Raw genomic sequence first — 17,045 nt, forward strand, 5'->3', positions numbered from 1 at the left:
TGGTAGTCCCAAGACAAGCAACGGCTCATAAACTGCTTAAAACTGCCCTTATCTGCTCAATAAAGGATTAAGAATGGCGGATCAGTCCATCATCAGTGCGCTCATCCTCGGTTTGATCGAGGGGCTCACTGAATTTCTTCCCGTTTCCTCGACCGCCCACGTTCTTTTGGCTGGTCATTTCCTCGGTTTCCAATCTCCCGGCAACACTTTCGCGGTCCTGATCCAGCTCGGTGCGATCCTCGCCATCCTGCTCGTTTATGCCCGCAAGCTGCTGCAGATCGCGGCCGATCTGCCGACCAGTCCCAAGGCGCGCAGGTTCGTGGCAACGGTGCTGATCGCGTTCCTGCCCGCGGCGGTGATCGGCGCTTTGGCCCACAGCTTCATCAAGGCCGTGCTATTCGAAACACCCATGCTGATCTGTGTCATGCTGATCCTCGGCGGCTTCGTGCTGCTTGTGGTCGACAGGATCAAGTTCCAGCCCAAATACCACGACGTGATGGATTATCCGCCGTCGCTCGCGTTCAAGATCGGGCTGTTCCAATGCGTGGCGATGATCCCCGGGACCTCGCGTTCCGGCGCGACGATCGTCGGCGCGCTTCTGCTCGGCGCGGACAAGCGCTCGGCGGCGGAATTTTCGTTCTTCCTCGCCATGCCGACCATGCTCGGCGCCTTCGTGCTCGATCTTTATAAAAACCGCAATGCGTTAAGTTTCGACGACGGCGCCGTGATCGCTGTCGGTTTCGTCGCCGCCTTCGTCACCGCCATCGTGGTGGTGCGATCGCTGCTCGATTTCGTATCGAGCCGGGGCTATGCGCCGTTCGCCTACTGGCGAATCGCCATCGGTGCCGCGGGCCTGATCGCCCTGCTGCTGGGAGCGTAAAAAGAAGGCGGCTCAAAAGGCCGCCGACTTCCCGATCATGTCAGTGATGGATGGATGCCGTGCTGCACGGGTCGACGCCGTATGCGGGCGTGCATTCGCTCTTGCCGGCTGCGCCCGTCGTCGGGGCCATGAAGGAGCCCGCGAGGATGATCAGCGCTGCGCATGCAAAAAAGAGGGCGATGGGCTTGCCCATGGAGGAATGCCTTTCGATGGAAGATTTTATCGTCACGGTTGCGCCGCTTGTTTGGTGAGGGAGGATCTATGGGTTGGATTAGAAGAATTCAATAAAGGATTTTGCTGAACCGGCCGTTAACGCGACTGCATCGGCCACTGCGACCTTTGTGCCACAATCCTTGCCCGAAACATGAGCGACAACAAAGGGGTGCCCGAATTTTCAGCGGGCACTGCCGGCATGCCGGAGCGAAATCAATCGCGTGATATGGTTAACGAATGTCAGGCGGCGCGGCCGGAACCGGTGTATTGCCCCTGCGGGCGGTACTGCACAAGGTAGGATGGCAGGATCGAAGAGGCGAGCGTCGGGCGGATGCCTATCCCCTGCAGCGTGCGGCCTTCCGTGACGGCGGCATCGGAAACCACGTTGTCGATCTTCAACAACTTCACCTGGTCGCTGGTGATCGGCGGCTGGACGAAGGGGATCAGAGACGCGATGCTGCCGATCAGCGAGGCGATGCCGAAGGGCAGCGAGACGAGCGCATTGCTGCGATTGGTGACGCGCAACATCGTCTCGAGACACTGGCGGAAGGTCATGACCTCGCCGCCGCCCAGCTCATAGATTTTTCCCGTTGCGATCGTGCCGTCGACGGAGCGTGCGACGGTTTCGGCGACGTCCTCCACATAGACCGGCTGGAACTTCGTCTTGCCGCCGCCGATCAGCGGCAGGGCGGGGAAGGTGCGGGCCATGGAGGCGAACTTGTTGAAGAAGCTGTCTTCCGGCCCGAACATGATCGACGGCCGCAGGATCACCGCATCCGGCAGCGTCGAAAGGATCGTCGCCTCGGCGCGGCCCTTGCTGCGGGCATAGGACGATTCCGAGTTGGCATCGGCGCCGATCGCGGAAATATGGGTAAGCTTGGCACCGGCCGCACGTGCCGCATCGACAACCGCCCGAGCACCAAAATCCTGGACCGCATCGAACGTGTTGCGGCCGCTCTCGAACATGATGCCGACGCAGTTGACCACATGCGAAGCGCCTTCGGCGGCCTTCAGGACCGACTGGCGGTAGCGAAGGTTCGCCTGGACCAGCGAGATCTGGCCGACATAGCCGGCCGGCAGTAGGAAGCCTGCGAGATCCGGGCGGCGGACGGCAACCCGGACGCGATAACCGCGCTTGGCGAGCGTACGAACCACATGCCTGCCGACGAAGCCCGACCCTCCGAAAACGGTGACGAGCGGCGGAAGGTTGTTGATGGTCATGGCGTGCTCCGGGAGCCTGTGGGACGAGATGAGTGCTGTTTAACCGAATCGCGGCACGGGTGGAAGTGTCTCCACTGCCGCACCGCCCGCGACAACCGGTTCTTAAAGGCCGTCGAGGACGACGATTTCGCCATCCGCCACTTCTTGGCGGATCTTGATGGCGATCGCATATTCGGGGGAATTGTAGCAGTCGATGGCAGCCTGCATCGACGGGAACTCGATGATGACGTTGCGGGCGCGGGATTTGCCTTCCATCGCCGCCATCGCACCACCGCGGGCGAGGAAATTGGCGCCGTATTTCTCGAAGGCGGGCGTGGCGGCTGCGATATAATCCTTGTAGCGTTCCGGATCGCGGACATCGACGCGGGCAACCCAATATCCCTTGGCCATGGTATTTCCTCCAGCGTGTTTTCGGTTGCGATGACTTCAGGCAAATTCCGGGGCGAGTCAATATGACGGGCTTTGCGCCTATCCTGCGGTCCGCCGGAACTCATCTCGGATCACGGCAGGGAGAATCGTCTCCGGCAACGAATAGTCGTCAGAGCACGCCCTGCATCTCGGCGAGAATTGCCTGTGCCGCAGCCTTCGGATCCGGCGCCTTGACGATCGGGCGGGCGACGACGAGGTGGCTCGACCCTGCCCGCAATGCGTCCGAAGGCGTCATGACCCGCTTTTGGTCGCCCGCTTCCGAGCCCGCAGGGCGGATGCCCGGCGTAATGATCGCCATGTCGGGGCCGACGATCTTGCGCACCGCAGCCGATTCCTCTGCCGAGCAGACGATGCCGCCCATGCCAGCGACCAGCGCCTGTTCGGAACGTCGCAGAACCAGCGTATGCGGATCGTATTCGTAACCGGCATCGACGAGGTCCGTCTCGTCCATCGAGGTCAGGACGGTAACCGCGAGCAGGCAGAGGTCGGAACCTTTTGCTGCCTCGACCGCGGCGCGCATCGCCTTCGGATAGGCGTGCAGGGTGAGCATGGTCATGCCCATCTTGACGATGTTCTCGACGCCCTTCGCGACCGTGTTGTCGATGTCGAGCAGCTTCATGTCGAGGAAGACTTTTTTGCCATCCTTTGCGAGATCGCGTGCAAGTTCGAGACCGCCGGCGAATACGAGCTGATAGCCGATCTTATAGAAGGAAACGGTGTCACCGAGCGTGGCGACCATCTTTTCGGCTTCGCCGATGGTCGGAATATCGAGGCCTACGATGAGGCGATCACGAGCGTTCATGCCTGGAACCCTTCCCATTTTTCGATGGGCGTCCAGTCGCATGAGAGCGTCCGATCCGCAAGGGTGAAGCAGAAGAGATTTCCGCCGCCACCCGGCTGGTCCCGGTCGCGGGCGATCGGCGAGCCGGTGAGGTGGCATTTCAACAGCGTTCCAACACCGCCATGGCCGACGAAGGCGATCGGCACGCTTGGATCGTGATCGGCGAGAATTCTGGCGACCGCCGAAACGATGCGTCTCTGGGCGTCCACGGCGCGCTCCCAGCCTTTGAAGCTCTCTTCCGGGTGGGCGAAGAACCAGTTGGCCGCATCCTCGAACTGCGGCGGCGGCAGAAAGCCCGTCGCCGACCGGTCGTTCTCGTGGGTATCTTCCGCGATCTCGATCGAAATGCCCGAGGCGAGGCCAAGGATTTCCGCAGTCTCGATCGCCTTCACCTCGTCGCTGGAGACGATCCGGCCCAATTTCCTCGCCCAATCGGATTTGGCGGCCTCGCGGGCGCGGGCGGCGCCGACATCCGAAAGCCCCCAACGGGGCACTGGAACGTTGGGATCGATCCGGACCTGCGGATGAGTGATGTAGAGGCCGAACGTCATGGTCAGCCGCGGCTATAGGTCCAGAGCTGCGCCGGCGGGATGTTCCTGACGACGAAATCGTAGTGCTTGATCCGGTAACGGTCGGGTTGGGCGATGATCGGCGAGACGGGACCGTAGGTGATCTGCATCACCGGCCGGCCGGCCGGGATGCGGTTGAGCAGGTCTTCGAGCAGCGCGATGCGGCGCTCCATCGGGAAGCTCAAAAGCGGGATTGCCGAAATAACGCTGTCGAAGGTCTTGTCCTTCAAGGCACCGAGCGTGCGGTTGAGATCGAAAGCGTCGCCGTTGACGAACTTGACCCCGGGATAGGTGCGGACGAGATGCTGGAAGAAATCGGTCGAATATTCGATGGAGACCAGGTTTTCCGGCGAGACGCCGTGCTTCAGGATCGCCTTGGTAATGATGCCGGTGCCGGGTCCGAGTTCCAGGACGGGCAGGCCCGAGGCCGTGTCGATGACGCTTGCCATGCGTTTGGCGGTAACGGAAGAGGTGGGGCAGATCGCGCCGACCCGTTTCGGGCCATCGATCCAGCCCTTGAAGAACCGGATCTCATCATCGAACTTGCGGCCGAGCCGCTCCTTCAAGCGCAGTTCCATTTTCTTATCCTCTCCCATTTTGCCCCATGTGGAACCCCAATGCCGCAAAAGCAAGGAAAAATGTCGCACTTGGGAAACCCGTATGAAAAAGGCGGCCGGGGTTTCCGGCCGCCTTCATGATTTAAACGCGCATCGGCATCAGCACATAGAGCGCGTCGTCGCCCGCCGTGTCGCGCACCAGTGTCGGGGAACCGGCATCCGCCAGCATGAAGATCGCGTCGTCGCCCGAAAGCTGGGCGGTAATGTCGAGCAGGTATTTGGCGTTGAAGCCGATTTCCATCGGGTCGTTGTCGTAACCGACCGCAACCTCTTCCGTGGCGCTGCCGGAATCCGGATTGTTGACGGTCAGCATCAGCTGGCCGTCGGTCAGCGACAGTTTTACGGCGCGGCCGCGCTCGGAAGAAATGGTCGAGACGCGGTCGACGGCCCTGGTAAAGCTCTGGCAATCGACGCGCATTTCCTTGTCGTTGCCGGTCGGGATGACCCGCTGGTAATCCGGGAAAGTGCCGTCGATCAGCTTCGAGGTCATCACCACCGAGCCCATTGTGACGCGGATCTTGGCGTCCGAAACCTCGATCGTGACAGCCGCCTCCGGATCGTCGACCAGTTTCTGCAGCTCGCCGACCGTCTTGCGGGGAATGATGATGCCCGGCATTCCTTCCGAGCCCGACGGTGCCTGCACATCGGCGCGCGCCAGACGGTGACCGTCGGTCGCGACCGCGCGAAGCTTCAGGTCCCCGTCGGCTTCGATCGTGTGGAAGAAGATGCCGTTCAGGTAATAGCGGGTCTCCTCGGTGGAGATCGCGAACTGGGTGCGGTCGATCAGCATTTTCAGATCGGTCGCCTTCAGCTTGAACGTATGCGTGAAGCTGCCGGCGGTAAGGTCCGGGAAGTCCGATTCCGGCAGGCACTGCAGAGAGAACTTCGAGCGGCCGGATTGCACTGTCATCGAGCCGCCGTCCGGGTTGGTGGCGAGCAGCACCTCGGAACCGTCCGGCAGCTTGCGGACGATTTCATAAAGCAGGTGCGCCGGCACCGTCGTGGCTCCGGCAGTCTCGACCATGGCCGGCAGGACCTCGGTGATTTCGAGATCGAGGTCGGTCGCCTTCAGGTCGAGGCTGGCGCCGGACGCGCGCATCAGCACGTTGGAAAGGATCGGGATCGTGTTCCGCCGCTCCACCACGCGATGCACGTGGTTCAGCGACTTCAGAAGGTTGGACCGCTCAAGAGTAATACGCATGGACGCAATCGCTTTCGACCGTGGCGATCCGGCAGGGCCGGACCCCTGATATTCTGCCGGCTTTGGACCAGCCGGATGATGTGGACCGGCAAAATGGCAGACAACCCGTTCGAAAAGCAAGAGGTGAACAAGGCGTTAGCAAGTCATTTCACATCTGTCTCACGCACTGCACACAGAAAATATGCGTTCTCAACAGCTTGCCCGTTACTTGCCGAAGCCGGCCGGCTTGCCCATAAAGGCTCATGACCATCCATCTGCGCGTGATACCCCTTGACCGATGAACCGAAGAGCAGCCAGCGCGGCTATCGCGTCGCCAATACTTTCGTGCCCGCGCGACCGCTGGAGCCGGCGCTTTATCTGGTCGCAACCCCGATCGGCAATCTCGGCGACATCACGCTGCGGGCGCTCGAAACGCTCTCAGGTGCCGATGTGCTCGCATGCGAGGATACCCGGGTGACCCGCGTGCTGCTCGACCGCTACGGCATCGTCAACCGTCCCTACGCCTATCACGAGCATAATTCCGACGAGGTCGGGCCGAAGCTCATCGCGGCGCTGCAGGAGGGGAAATCGGTGGCGCTGGTCTCCGATGCCGGCACGCCGCTCGTCTCCGATCCCGGTTACCGGCTCGGTCAGATGGCGATCGAGGCCGGCCATAAGGTCGTGCCGATCCCCGGCGCCTCGGCGCCGCTTGCAGCCCTCGTCGGCTCCGGCATGCCGTCCGATGCGTTCCTGTTTGCCGGCTTCCTGCCGGTCAAGGACAAGGGCCGGCGGGACCGGCTGGCCGAGCTTTCGAAAGTGCCGGCGACTTTGATCTTCTTTGAATCGCCGCATCGCATCGGCGCAACGCTTGGCGCTGCCGCCGAAGTGCTCGGGGCGGGCCGACGCGCTGCGGTCTGCCGCGAATTGACGAAGACGTTCGAGGAGTTTCGCCGCGGCACGTTGGAGGAGCTTGCCGCCTATTACAATGACGACCGCGTCGTGAAGGGCGAGATCGTGCTGCTCCTGGCGCCGCCTGAAGCTGAGGAACCGCCCGGAGAAATCGAGGTGGACGCGCTGCTGCGCGAGCTTTCAACCTCCATGCCAGCCGCCAAGGCTGCCGCCGAAGCTGCCCGCGTCACCGGACTTCCGCGCAAGGATCTTTATCAGCGGCTTCTGAACCTGAAAGGCGAGGCGGGTGGCGGAGATTGACCCAGGCTTAAGGCGCCGCAAGGTCGAGCGGCAGAAAGCTCAGCGGCAAAAGGCTCAGCGATGGGGCCATGTCTCGGAATATCTCGCTGCGCTTTATCTCCTGGTCAAGGGCTATCGAGTTCTGGCGATCCGTTACCGTACCAAGCTCGGGGAGATCGATCTGATCGTCCGCAAAGGCGATCTGGTGGCCTTTGTCGAGGTCAAGGCGCGGGTCGGCGAACAGGAGGCGATTGACGCCGTCGGTTACGTCACTCAGAGCCGAATTCGCGCAGCAAGCGATGTCTGGCTTTCAAAGCGACAGGATGCCGCCAGATTGTCTCGGCGTTACGACGTGATCGCGGTGCTTCCCGGCCGTCTGCCGCGGCATTTTGCGAACGCTTTCTGACGCTGATGTGAAATTATTGCATAGGTGTGCAATGTAATATTCCTGACATAAAACTGTTAAGGGCCTGTCACAGCCTGGCCCTATTGCGGTCCTCACCCCAACAAAGGTGGAGAGGACCTTAAAATGTTCAAAAAGCTTTCGATGGCCGCGATCGCGGTCGCACTGTCCGCGACCTCGTCGCTTGCTGCGACCGAGGTCACCTGGTGGCATGCCATGGGCGGCGAGCTCGGTAAGAAGCTCGAAGAGATCGCTCAGAAGTTCAACGAGAGCCAGAGCGACTACAAGGTCGTTCCGGTCTACAAGGGAAGTTATCCGGAAACGTTGACCGCCGCGATCGCCGCGTTCCGTGCCGGCCAGCAGCCCGCCATCGTTCAGGTCTTCGAAGTTGGTACCGGCACGATGATGGCCGCCAAGGGCGCCGTCTACCCGGTCTACAAGCTGATGGCCGATGAAGGCGAACCCTTCGACACGAAGACATTCCTGTCTCCGGTCACCGGTTACTATTCCGATACCCAGGGCAACATCCTGTCGCTGCCCTTCAATTCCTCCACGCCGATCATGTACTATAACAAGGACGTCTTCAAAAAGGCCGGCCTTGATCCTGAGGTTGCCCCGAAGACCTGGAAGGAAGTCGAGGAATTCTCGAGGAAGATCGTTTCCTCCGGCGCTGCCAAGTGCGGCCTCACCTCGGCCTGGATCACCTGGGTCCAGACCGAAAACCTTTCGGCGCTGCATGACAAGCCTTTCGGCACTCTGCAGAACGGTTTCGGCGGTGTGAAGTCTGAATTCAGCTTCAACGGTCCTCTGCAGACCAAGCACTGGGCAAACCTGAAGAAGTGGCAGGACGAAGGCCTGTTCAAGTATGGCGGTCCGGTCGGTGGCGACCAGGCGGCGACCATGTTCTATTCCCAGGAATGCGCCATCACGATGAACTCCTCCGCAGGTCGCGCAGGCGTCATCAACAACGCCAAGACCTTCACACCAGGCTTCGCCCCGCTGCCTTACTACGACGACGAGATCAAGGAGCCGAAGAACTCCATCATCGGCGGCGCCACCCTCTGGGTGCTGAACGGCAAGGAAAAGGCGACCTACAAGGGCGTAGCCAAGTTCTTCAGCTATCTTTCCAAGCCGGAAGTCCAGGCCGATTGGCACCAGTTCACCGGCTACCTGCCGATCACCAATGCGGCGTACGATCTCGGCCAGAAGCAGGGCTACTACGCAAAGAACCCGGGTTCCGACATCGCCATCAAGCAGATCACCCGCGGTACTCCCTCGGAAAATTCGAAGGGCGTGCGGTTCGGCAACTTCACCCAGGTCCGCACCATTGTCGACGAAGAGTTCCAGGCACTCCTCGCCAACAAGAAGGACGCCAAGCAGTCGCTCGACAGCGCGGTGCAGCGCGGCAATGCGCTTCTACGTGAATTCGAGGCTGCCAACTCGAACTGATTGTTCAGATCGCTGCGGGGAGGACCGGCTGTCGCCGGCCCTCCCTTGCTTGCTTGTTACGTTGTGGTGAGGGACCGGTGGATACCAAAAGAACAACCTTCAACAACCGCCTGCTGCCCTATCTGCTGCTCGCGCCCCAGCTCGCTATCACGCTCGTCTTCTTCATCTGGCCTGCAGCGCAGGCAGTGAAATCCTCCTTCGAGCGGGAGGACCCGTTTGGCTTCTCGACCGTTTTCGTAGGGTTGACCCACTATCGGCAGTTGTTTGCGGACCCAAATTATCTGGATGCGCTCTGGCGCACCGCCGTATTCGCGGTATCCGTCACCGTTCTTTCGATGATGCTCGGCCTCGCATTCGCGGCCGCGGTCGATCGCCTGGCGCGGTCCGCAAAAGTCTATACCACCCTGCTTGTCTGGCCTTACGCCGTCGCACCTGTCGTGGCGGGGGTCCTGTGGTGGTTTCTCTTCAATACATCCACTGGCCTGCTGCCCTTCTTCCTGGAGCGCCTGGGCATTCGCTGGGACCATGATCTCAATGGCACGCATGCCATGATCCTGATCATCATCGCGGCAGCCTGGAAGCAGATCTCCTACAACTTCCTTTTCTTCCTGGCCGGGTTGCAGTCGGTGCCACAGTCGCTGATCGAGGCTGCCGCCATCGACGGTTCGGGCCCGGTGAGGCGTTTCTTCACCATCTCTCTGCCGCTTCTGTCGCCGACGACGTTTTTCCTGTTCATCATCAACGTGAACTACACGATGTTCGATACCTTCCCGATCGTCGATGCCACGACGGGCGGCGGGCCCGCCCAGGCGACGACCACGCTCGTCTACAAGGTCTATCAGGACGGCTACGTTGGTCTCAACATCGGTTCGTCCTCGGCGCAGTCGGTATTGCTGATGTTGATCGTGATGTTGCTGACCTTCGTCCAGTTCCGCTTCGTCGAACGCCGCGTCCAGTATTGAGGAACGATCATGGTTGAAAATCGCCCCTTCCTGACCTTCCTCACCCACGCTTTCCTGATCCTCGGATTTCTGATGGTCGCGCTACCGGTCTATGTCGCGATCGTGGCATCGACCCATGACGTCTCGACGCTGATGAGCGGACCTGTCCCGCTTCTGCCGGGATCGCATCTCATCGAGAACTATTCGACCATTCTGACGAGCGCCTCCGCGGCTCACGGCCTGCCCAATTATTCGCACATGGCGCTGAACTCTCTGATCATGGCACTGGCGATCACGATCGGAAAAATCTCGATCTCGATCCTTTCCGCCTTCGCCATCGTCTACTTCCGGTTTCCGTTCCGGCTGCTGGCCTTCTGGATCATCTTCGTGACCCTGATGCTGCCGGTCGAGGTGCGCATCATGCCGACATACAAGATCGTCGCCGACCTCGGCATGCTGAATTCGTGGGCCGGTCTGACCGTCCCGCTGATCGCATCGGCCACGGCGACCTTCCTGTTCCGCCAGTTCTTCATGACGGTCCCCGACGAGCTTCTGGAAGCGGCCCGGGTGGACGGGGCAGGCCCCATGAAGTTCTTCCGGGACATCCTGCTGCCGCTCTCGCGCACCAATATCGGCGCGCTATGCGTCATCCTCTTCATCTATGGCTGGGTTCAGTACCTCTGGCCGCTCCTGGTGACCACCGACCCCGGCTATTACACGCTGATGATGGGGATGAAGCGCATGGTCACCGTGCAGGACGGTGTCATCGAGTGGCAGCTGGTCATGGCAGGTTCCGTTCTCGCCATGCTTCCCCCCATCCTCGTCGTGGTTTTCATGCAGCGGTTGTTCATCCGCGGGCTCACTGAAACGGAGAAATAACATGGCTGGAATTCACATTTCAGAAGTTTCGAAGATTTATACGGGCGGCGTGAAGGCGGTAAGTTCCGTCTCTATTGATATCGTCGACGGCGAGTTCATCGTCCTCGTCGGCCCTTCGGGCTGCGGCAAGTCCACGCTGCTGCGCATGGTTGCAGGGCTGGAAGCTATTTCTTCAGGGGAAGTGAAGATCGCCGGACGAGTCGTCAACCAGATCGAGCCGGCCGAACGCGATATCGCCATGGTGTTCCAGAACTATGCGCTCTATCCGCATATGACGGTCTACAACAACCTCGCCTACGGTCTGAAGAACCGCGGCACGCCGAAGGCCGAGATCGACGCCCGTGTCGCCGAAGCCGCCCGCATGCTGGAGATCACCCAGTATCTGGAGCGTAAGCCCCGCCAGCTGTCCGGCGGCCAGCGCCAGCGTGTCGCCATGGGCCGCGCCATCGTCCGCAAGCCGGCAGCCTTCCTGTTCGACGAGCCGCTCTCCAACCTCGATGCGAAGCTGCGTGTTTCCATGCGCGGCGAGATCAAGCGCCTGCAGCGCCGGCTTGGTACCACGTCGATCTACGTCACCCACGACCAGCTCGAAGCCATGACGCTAGCCGACCGCCTCGTCGTTCTGAACGGCGGCCAGATCGAGCAGATCGGTGCACCGCTGGAAGTCTACCACGCGCCGGCCTCCACCTTCGTTGCAAGCTTCATCGGCTCGCCGGCCATGAACCTCGTCAAGGGCGAGCTGCATGGCGACAAGCTGGCGATCGGCCCGGCGATGATCGCCCTCAACGGTTTCGCGCCGACCTCCGGTGCCGTCACCGTCGGCGTCCGCGCCGAGGATCTGCGCATCGCCCGCGACGACGAGGAGGCTCTGCCCTTCCGTCTCGAATATACCGAGGAGCTTGGTGCCCAGCGCCTGATCCACGGCACCGTCGGCGACCAGCAGATCACCGCCGCCGTTTCGCCGGAGATTGTGCTATCGCCGGAAATGCGCGTTGCCGTCGATGCCAAGCGCCTGCACTTCTTCTCGATCGAAACGGGCAAGCGGCTGCCGGGCAACGTTCCGGCGGAGGCAAAGCTCGCGCCGGTCGAGCCGGTTATCTGAGCTCAACTCGAAAATTGGGGCGGATCGTTAAAATTCTAACATCGGCCTGAAGAGCGGGCTTACTCTTTGCCGTTAGCATCTCCCGGAATTGACAGCTTCCGGGGGAAACATGAGTTGGCACGTCCTCGCCGCGACCGCAGCGGCAATTGCATTTCGGTCCAAATCCTACGCACCTGAGAAGCCGAAGGTGAAGCCGTTTGTCGGCGCCTGTCCGCATTCTCTCGAAATGAAGCCGATGCCGATCGAGCCCACCTGGGTCATCGCCGGCGATCCGCAGGCGCGCGCCGGTTCTCATTCCACCGCCGAGGACGATTGCGCCACGACCGGTGTATGGGAATGCACGGCGGGCGAGTTCCGCTGGTACTTCCACTGGGACGAAACGGTGGTGATCCTTGAGGGCGAAGTGCATGTGACTGCCGAAGACGGCACGCAGCGCGTTCTCCAGGCGGGCGATGTCGCCTATTTCAAGGGACGGACCTGGGCCACCTGGCGCATCGACAAATATCTGAAGAAGGTCGCCTTCATCCGCCGGCCTTTCCCGAAGCCGATCGCCATGCTTTTCCGCCTGCGCAACATGTTGCGGGCAAAGACGCAGGTCGGCATCTCCGCGTGATATCGGCCCGATTGCAGTTGCCTTTGACGGCCCGCCATCCTACATCAGGCGGGCCAATCCTAGGGGGCTGAAGTCATGGCGAAAATCCGCAAGGTCGCGTTCCAGATGGACCATATTTCCGGCATCAGCATTGCCGGCGATTCCACCTTCGCCATGGCGCTCGAAGCGCAGGCGCGTGGCTTCGAGCTGTTTCACTACACTCCCGACCGCCTGACCATGCGTGACGGCAAGATCTTCGCCGCTGTCGAACCGCTGCAGGTGCGCGACGTCAAGGGCGATCATTTCACGCTCGGCGACAAGGAGCGCGTCGATCTGTCGGCGATGGGCGTCGTCCATCTGCGCCAGGATCCGCCCTTCGACATGGGCTATATCACCTCGACGCATCTGCTCGAGCGCATCCACCCGAAAACGCTTGTCGTCAACGACCCCGCCTGGGTGCGGAACTCGCCGGAGAAGATTTTCGTCACCGAATTCGCCGATCTGATGCCGGCAACGCTGATCAGCCGCGATCCGGGCGAAATCGCCCGTTTCCGGGAAGAGATGGGCGATATCATCCTGAAGCCGCTCTACGGCAATGGCGGCGCCGGGGTTTTCCATTCCGCCCGCGACGACCGCAATTTCACGTCGCTGCTCGAAATGTTCGGCCAGATGTATCGCGGAGAGCCCTATATCGCCCAGGCCTATCTGCCGGCCGTGCGCAAGGGCGACAAGCGCATCCTGCTGGTGGACGGCGAGCCGGTCGGCGCGATCAACCGGGTTCCCGCCGAACACGACAGCCGCTCCAACATGCATGTCGGCGGCCGCGCCGAGGCGACCGAGATCACGCCGCGCGAGAAGGAAATCTGCTCCCGCATCGGACCCGCCCTGCGCGAGCGCGGCTTCATCTTCGTCGGCATCGATGTCATCGGCGATTACATGACCGAGATCAACGTCACATCCCCGACGGGCATCCGCGAAGTCAAGAAGTTCGGCGGCGCCGACGTCGCAGGCCTCCTTTGGGACGCAATCGAGGCAAAATGCGCCTGATGAAGGCAAGGCGTTTCGGATACGGATCGCCTTTGTTCTCACGATACAACCGCCAGCAACCCATTTGCAGCGGATGCGTGAAATTGTTCGGTTAATGTTCTTGTTTCATTCTGATTTCTATGCCAGATTGCAATTCCTGGCACGGAAAGCGTGTATCGCTGGCGTCCCGGACATGAAGTTAGGGGCGGGGTGGATATGGTTTCGCGCGTCAGCACAGTCGCATTCCAGGGCATAGAAGGCGTTCCGGTCGACGTTCAGGTCATGGTCGGGCCGGGCAAGATCAACATGCATATCGTCGGCCTGCCGGACAAGGCGGTGGCCGAGAGCCGCGAGCGGGTGCAGGCGGCATTGCACGCCTCCGGTCTTGCCATGCCGCCGAAGAAGATCACCGTCAATCTGGCGCCGGCCGACCTTCCGAAAGAAGGTTCTCATTTCGACCTGCCGATCGCACTGGCACTGATGGCGGCGCTGGGCGCCGTTCCCGGCGATGCACTCACCGGTTATGTGGTGCTTGGGGAACTGAACCTCGACGGCACGCTTGCGCCGGTGGCCGGCGCACTTCCGGCGGCAATCGCCGCCAACGCTTTGGGAAAGGGGCTGATCTGCCCGGCCGACAGCGGCGCGGAAGCCGCCTGGGCAGGGGCCGAGATCGATATCGTCGCACCACGAAGCCTGATCGCGCTCGCAAACCATTTCCGCGGCACCCAGGTCATCTCCCGGCCGCAGCCGGCAATTCGCGCCTTGCCTGCCAATTTGCCCGATCTCGTCGACATCAAAGGCCAGGAATCGGCCAAGCGCGCACTGGAAGTCGCCGCCGCCGGTGGACATAATCTTTTGATGGTCGGCCCTCCCGGCTCCGGCAAATCCATGCTTGCCGCCCGGCTACCGTCCATCCTGCCGCCGCTTTCAGCCGCCGAACTGCTGGAAGTTTCGATGATCCATTCGATCGCCGGCCAGCTTTCGGGCGGCAAGCTCTCCGACCGCCGGCCTTACCGCACGCCGCATCATTCGGCCACCATGGCAGCGCTGGTGGGCGGCGGCCTGCGCGCAAGGCCGGGGGAGGCATCGCTTGCCCATCATGGCGTGCTGTTCCTCGACGAATTCCCGGAATTCTCGCCACAGGCGCTGGACGCGCTCCGTCAGCCGCTGGAGACCGGCGAGTGCATTATCGCCCGCGCCAATCATCGGGTTTCCTATCCCGCCAGCATCCAACTGGTTGCCGCCATGAACCCCTGCCGCTGCGGCATGGCGGGCGAACCCGGCCATACCTGCGCACGCGGGCCAAAATGCATGTCGGACTACCAGGGGCGGATTTCTGGGCCGCTGATGGACCGTATCGATATCCGTATCGACGTGCCGGCAGTCTCGGCCGCCGATCTCATTCGCCCGAGGCCGGCGGAAAGCAGCGCGGATGTCGCCAGGCGCGTGGCGGCTGCGCGTGACAGACAGCGGGAGCGGTTCGAACAGGCCGGTTATCCGCGCGTGCTCACCAATGCCCGCTGCTCGACGGCCCTGATCGAGAAGATCGCCGAACCCGATCCCGGCGGTCTCCAGCTGCTCAGGGATGCGGCCGAAAAGCTCAAGTTCTCGGCCCGCGGATACCATCGGATATTGAAAGTCGCCCGCACGCTCGCCGATCTCGACGGCAAGGACACGGTCGGCCGCATTCATCTCGCCGAGGCCATTTCCTATCGCATGGTCGGCGAGCGGCTGGCGACGGCCGCGGCGTGAAGGAAGTGAGCAGTGATTGTGAGTAGTGGATGGAGCTTTCGGCAGCTGTATGCCGCCGGCTTTGCCCGACACTACCCACTACCCACTACCCACTACCCATTAATTCCCCAACCCTTCAAACAGCGCCGTCGACAGATAGCGCTCTGCGAAGGAAGGGATGATGACGACGATGGTCTTGCCGGCATTTTCCGCGCGGCTGCCGACTTCGATGGCGGCCTGCAGCGCCGCACCGGAGGAGATGCCAACCGGTACGCCTTCGAGCCTGGCCACCAGGCGGGCCATTTCCATGGCCTCACCGCTGTTGACGGTGATGATCTCGTCATAGATGTGCGTGTCCAGGATTTTCGGAGCGAAACCTGCACCAATGCCCTGGATCTTGTGCGGCCCGGGCTGTCCGCCGGAGAGGACAGGTGATTCTTCCGGTTCGACGGCAATGATCTTGAGTGCCGGGTTGCGCTCCTTCAGCACCTGGCCGGCACCGGTGATCGTGCCGCCGGTGCCGATGCCGGAGACGAAGATGTCGATCTTGCCATCGGTATCGTTCCAGATTTCCTCGGCCGTCGTCTTGCGATGAATTTCGGGGTTGGCCGGATTTTCGAACTGCTGCGGGATGATTGCATCCGGAAGCGAAGCGGCGAGTTCTTCCGCCTTGGCGATCGCACCCTTCATGCCTTTCGGACCTTCGGTCAGCACCAGTTCGGCGCCGAGCAGGGCCAGCATCTTGCGGCGCTCGATCGACATGGTTTCCGGCATGGTGAGGATCAGCTTGTAGCCCTTGGCGGCTGCCGCAAAGGCGAGCGCGATGCCGGTATTGCCGGACGTGGGCTCAACCAGCGTCGTCCTGCCAGGCGCGATCTTGCCCTCGGCCTCCAGGCTTTCGATCATCGCCACCCCGATACGGTCCTTGACTGAAGCGATCGGGTTGAAGAATTCGAGCTTGGCCAAAAGATTGGCCTTCACGCCCTTTTCCTTGGCCAGCTTGTCGAGGCGCACGATCGGCGTGTCGCCGATGGTTTCGGTGATCGAGGAATAGATTCGGCCGCGGCCCGGCTTTCTGGTCTCTGGCATGGTGCTCTCCCTAAGTTTGGAGAGAAGTTAGGGCGTGTTCCCCACGAATGCCAGCAAGGCGGAACCGGACGGAAAGAGAAATGGAAATTTTGTTCCCGGAAGTGGTCGGGAACGAAAACGCCTTTGCGTTCAAAGACCGGTCGAGCCGAAGCCGCCGGCACCGCGGGCGGTCGTGGAGGTTTCCGTAATCTCGGTCACCCGAGCCTGTGTCACCGGCGCGATCACCATCTGCGCGATCCGCATGCCGCGGGTGATGACGAAATCCTCGTCGCCGAGATTGATCAACAGCACCTTCACCTCGCCGCGATAATCGCTGTCGATCGTGCCCGGCGTGTTGAGGCAGGTGATGCCGTTCTTGAAGGCAAGGCCTGAGCGCGGCCGCACCTGTGCCTCGAACCCTTCAGGAATTTCGAAGATGAGGCCGGTCGGCACCAGTGCCCGTTTGCCGGGTGCGATCGTCAGCGGCATGCCGTCCTCGACGGCGGCGCGCAGGTCCATGCCGGCAGCGCCCGCGGTTTCATAGGCCGGCAGATCGATGCCGGCGCCGTGCGGGAGACGGACGAGATTGAGCTTCGGCGAGGAGGGGGCGTGAATGTTCATCATGTCATTTGTCGACCCACGGTCGCTCCGGTCAAACACGAATTGAAAGTTATCCACGGAGTCGTTAGATACGCGGCAACGTAAAGGATCTAGAA

Annotated in this window: 19 protein-coding genes; 10 read left to right on the forward strand and 9 right to left on the reverse strand. The window is 61.5% G+C overall.

Going from position 1 to position 17,045, the window contains the following annotated elements; translation table 11 throughout:
• The first annotated feature begins 73 nt into the window (after positions 1-73).
• Positions 74-880 carry an undecaprenyl-diphosphate phosphatase gene (locus ACSQ3G_RS22530; protein WP_436111616.1) on the forward strand — a complete coding sequence of 269 codons (807 nt, stop codon included), beginning with the start codon at positions 74-76 and terminating at the stop codon, positions 878-880.
• Positions 881-920: 40 nt separating this feature from the next.
• Here ACSQ3G_RS22530 and ACSQ3G_RS22535 read toward each other — a convergent pair whose 3' ends face one another.
• The 7 genes from ACSQ3G_RS22535 to dnaN all read right to left on the reverse strand — a co-directional run bounded on the left by ACSQ3G_RS22535 (position 921) and on the right by dnaN (position 5,971).
• Positions 921-1,073 carry a hypothetical protein gene (locus ACSQ3G_RS22535; protein ID WP_007763306.1) on the reverse strand — a complete coding sequence of 51 codons (153 nt, stop codon included), beginning with the start codon at positions 1,071-1,073 and terminating at the stop codon, positions 921-923.
• Positions 1,074-1,333: 260 nt separating this feature from the next.
• Positions 1,334-2,314, reverse strand: a complete 981-nt coding sequence (locus ACSQ3G_RS22540; protein ID WP_436111617.1) for a complex I NDUFA9 subunit family protein — start codon at positions 2,312-2,314, stop codon at positions 1,334-1,336.
• 102 nt (positions 2,315-2,416) lie between these two features.
• Positions 2,417-2,704, reverse strand: a complete 288-nt coding sequence (locus ACSQ3G_RS22545; RefSeq protein WP_037079589.1) for a DUF1330 domain-containing protein — start codon at positions 2,702-2,704, stop codon at positions 2,417-2,419.
• A gap of 148 nt (positions 2,705-2,852) precedes the next feature.
• Positions 2,853-3,545, reverse strand: a complete 693-nt coding sequence (gene pyrF / locus ACSQ3G_RS22550; RefSeq protein ID WP_436111618.1) for an orotidine-5'-phosphate decarboxylase — start codon at positions 3,543-3,545, stop codon at positions 2,853-2,855.
• The gene (locus ACSQ3G_RS22555) at positions 3,542-4,135 is read right to left on the reverse strand and encodes a histidine phosphatase family protein (protein ID WP_436111619.1); all 594 of its coding nucleotides are present in this window, start codon (positions 4,133-4,135) and stop codon (positions 3,542-3,544) included. The genes pyrF and ACSQ3G_RS22555 overlap by 4 nt, the downstream gene beginning before the upstream one ends.
• A gap of 2 nt (positions 4,136-4,137) precedes the next feature.
• A complete protein-coding gene (pmtA, locus tag ACSQ3G_RS22560) occupies positions 4,138-4,731 on the reverse strand; it encodes a phospholipid N-methyltransferase PmtA (RefSeq protein ID WP_046667346.1) in 594 nt (197 codons plus the stop codon).
• A gap of 121 nt (positions 4,732-4,852) precedes the next feature.
• Positions 4,853-5,971, reverse strand: a complete 1,119-nt coding sequence (dnaN, locus tag ACSQ3G_RS22565) for a DNA polymerase III subunit beta (RefSeq protein WP_046630337.1) — start codon at positions 5,969-5,971, stop codon at positions 4,853-4,855.
• Positions 5,972-6,241: 270 nt separating this feature from the next.
• Here dnaN and rsmI point away from each other — a divergent pair, with 270 nt between their 5' ends.
• The 9 genes from rsmI to ACSQ3G_RS22610 all read left to right on the forward strand — a co-directional run bounded on the left by rsmI (position 6,242) and on the right by ACSQ3G_RS22610 (position 15,282).
• Positions 6,242-7,159, forward strand: a complete 918-nt coding sequence (gene rsmI, locus ACSQ3G_RS22570; RefSeq protein WP_105402463.1) for a 16S rRNA (cytidine(1402)-2'-O)-methyltransferase — start codon at positions 6,242-6,244, stop codon at positions 7,157-7,159.
• Positions 7,146-7,544, forward strand: coding sequence for a YraN family protein (locus ACSQ3G_RS22575; protein WP_105402464.1), 399 nt, complete (start codon positions 7,146-7,148; stop codon positions 7,542-7,544). Before rsmI ends, ACSQ3G_RS22575 begins: the two co-directional genes overlap by 14 nt.
• Before the next feature lie 123 nt (positions 7,545-7,667).
• On the forward strand, positions 7,668-8,990 hold the full coding sequence (gene ugpB / locus ACSQ3G_RS22580; protein WP_436111620.1) for a sn-glycerol-3-phosphate ABC transporter substrate-binding protein UgpB: 1,323 nt from the start codon (positions 7,668-7,670) through the stop codon (positions 8,988-8,990).
• 77 nt (positions 8,991-9,067) lie between these two features.
• A complete protein-coding gene (gene ugpA, locus ACSQ3G_RS22585; protein WP_105402466.1) occupies positions 9,068-9,952 on the forward strand; it encodes a sn-glycerol-3-phosphate ABC transporter permease UgpA in 885 nt (294 codons plus the stop codon).
• Between the two features lie 9 nt (positions 9,953-9,961).
• Positions 9,962-10,810 (forward strand): sn-glycerol-3-phosphate ABC transporter permease UgpE, encoded by an 849-nt coding sequence (ugpE, locus tag ACSQ3G_RS22590; protein WP_105417290.1) that lies wholly within the window; start codon positions 9,962-9,964, stop codon positions 10,808-10,810.
• A 1-nt stretch (position 10,811) separates the two neighbouring features.
• Complete coding sequence (locus ACSQ3G_RS22595; protein ID WP_436111621.1) at positions 10,812-11,912, forward strand: sn-glycerol-3-phosphate import ATP-binding protein UgpC; 1,101 nt, start codon at positions 10,812-10,814, stop codon at positions 11,910-11,912.
• A gap of 109 nt (positions 11,913-12,021) precedes the next feature.
• Complete coding sequence (locus ACSQ3G_RS22600; protein ID WP_046667352.1) at positions 12,022-12,525, forward strand: cupin domain-containing protein; 504 nt, start codon at positions 12,022-12,024, stop codon at positions 12,523-12,525.
• A 75-nt stretch (positions 12,526-12,600) separates the two neighbouring features.
• Entirely contained in the window at positions 12,601-13,551 is a 951-nt protein-coding gene (gshB, locus tag ACSQ3G_RS22605) for a glutathione synthase (RefSeq protein WP_436111622.1), read from the forward strand.
• A gap of 195 nt (positions 13,552-13,746) precedes the next feature.
• Positions 13,747-15,282 (forward strand): YifB family Mg chelatase-like AAA ATPase, encoded by a 1,536-nt coding sequence (locus ACSQ3G_RS22610; RefSeq protein ID WP_436111623.1) that lies wholly within the window; start codon positions 13,747-13,749, stop codon positions 15,280-15,282.
• 99 nt (positions 15,283-15,381) lie between these two features.
• Here ACSQ3G_RS22610 and cysK read toward each other — a convergent pair whose 3' ends face one another.
• Both cysK and dut read right to left on the reverse strand, forming a co-directional pair.
• Entirely contained in the window at positions 15,382-16,350 is a 969-nt protein-coding gene (gene cysK, locus ACSQ3G_RS22615; RefSeq protein WP_436111624.1) for a cysteine synthase A, read from the reverse strand.
• A 129-nt stretch (positions 16,351-16,479) separates the two neighbouring features.
• The gene (dut, locus tag ACSQ3G_RS22620) at positions 16,480-16,950 is read right to left on the reverse strand and encodes a dUTP diphosphatase (protein WP_436111765.1); all 471 of its coding nucleotides are present in this window, start codon (positions 16,948-16,950) and stop codon (positions 16,480-16,482) included.
• Positions 16,951-17,045: the final 95 nt, after the last annotated feature.

The organism is Neorhizobium tomejilense (assembly GCF_964254135.1).
Classification (GTDB): Bacteria; Pseudomonadota; Alphaproteobacteria; order Rhizobiales; family Rhizobiaceae; genus Neorhizobium; species Neorhizobium tomejilense.

What these genes read in the sequence shown, in the direction of transcription:
- ACSQ3G_RS22530 (WP_436111616.1), top strand. Translation starts at nt 74, where the DNA reads ATGGCGGATCAGTCCATCATCAGTGCGCTCATCCTCGGTTTGATCGAG.
- ACSQ3G_RS22535 (WP_007763306.1), bottom strand. Translation starts at nt 1,073, where the DNA reads ATGGGCAAGCCCATCGCCCTCTTTTTTGCATGCGCAGCGCTGATCATC.
- ACSQ3G_RS22540 (WP_436111617.1), bottom strand. Translation starts at nt 2,314, where the DNA reads ATGACCATCAACAACCTTCCGCCGCTCGTCACCGTTTTCGGAGGGTCG.
- ACSQ3G_RS22545 (WP_037079589.1), bottom strand. Translation starts at nt 2,704, where the DNA reads ATGGCCAAGGGATATTGGGTTGCCCGCGTCGATGTCCGCGATCCGGAA.
- pyrF (WP_436111618.1), bottom strand. Translation starts at nt 3,545, where the DNA reads ATGAACGCTCGTGATCGCCTCATCGTAGGCCTCGATATTCCGACCATC.
- ACSQ3G_RS22555 (WP_436111619.1), bottom strand. Translation starts at nt 4,135, where the DNA reads ATGACGTTCGGCCTCTACATCACTCATCCGCAGGTCCGGATCGATCCC.
- pmtA (WP_046667346.1), bottom strand. Translation starts at nt 4,731, where the DNA reads ATGGAACTGCGCTTGAAGGAGCGGCTCGGCCGCAAGTTCGATGATGAG.
- dnaN (WP_046630337.1), bottom strand. Translation starts at nt 5,971, where the DNA reads ATGCGTATTACTCTTGAGCGGTCCAACCTTCTGAAGTCGCTGAACCAC.
- ugpB (WP_436111620.1), top strand. Translation starts at nt 7,668, where the DNA reads ATGTTCAAAAAGCTTTCGATGGCCGCGATCGCGGTCGCACTGTCCGCG.
- ugpE (WP_105417290.1), top strand. Translation starts at nt 9,962, where the DNA reads ATGGTTGAAAATCGCCCCTTCCTGACCTTCCTCACCCACGCTTTCCTG.
- ACSQ3G_RS22595 (WP_436111621.1), top strand. Translation starts at nt 10,812, where the DNA reads ATGGCTGGAATTCACATTTCAGAAGTTTCGAAGATTTATACGGGCGGC.
- ACSQ3G_RS22600 (WP_046667352.1), top strand. Translation starts at nt 12,022, where the DNA reads ATGAGTTGGCACGTCCTCGCCGCGACCGCAGCGGCAATTGCATTTCGG.
- gshB (WP_436111622.1), top strand. Translation starts at nt 12,601, where the DNA reads ATGGCGAAAATCCGCAAGGTCGCGTTCCAGATGGACCATATTTCCGGC.
- ACSQ3G_RS22610 (WP_436111623.1), top strand. Translation starts at nt 13,747, where the DNA reads ATGGTTTCGCGCGTCAGCACAGTCGCATTCCAGGGCATAGAAGGCGTT.
- cysK (WP_436111624.1), bottom strand. Translation starts at nt 16,350, where the DNA reads ATGCCAGAGACCAGAAAGCCGGGCCGCGGCCGAATCTATTCCTCGATC.
- dut (WP_436111765.1), bottom strand. Translation starts at nt 16,950, where the DNA reads ATGAACATTCACGCCCCCTCCTCGCCGAAGCTCAATCTCGTCCGTCTC.